General features: G+C 44.2%; 1 pseudogene. It reads right to left on the reverse strand.

Going from position 1 to position 283, the window contains the following annotated elements:
- A pseudogene (locus HC176_RS19295) lies at positions 1-283 on the reverse strand (RagB/SusD family nutrient uptake outer membrane protein); the annotation flags it as partial.

A 283-nucleotide genomic window follows, 5' to 3' on the forward strand; every position in this document is an offset into this window, starting at 1 on the left:
TCTCCGGCACCTGTAGTAACATCTGCACGGGTAGGGATAAATTTATTAAGGAAATATCCTGTATCTTCATATCCCGGAAGATAAGTCGCAGCACCTGCAGCTTCCAAAGCTTCCATATCAAGAATAGTAGCATCAAACCTTGGATCACCTTCCAGCAATTCATATAATTCGGGTTCAACCGGGTTAAAACTCCAACCCGATGGAAGATCTGGCGCAGCCTCGGTTAACTGAGAATAAGATCTGGGCCCAACCATAGTATTGATGGAATTACCTTCATCTTGTC

The sequence above is a fragment of the Tamlana crocina genome, assembly GCF_012037625.1.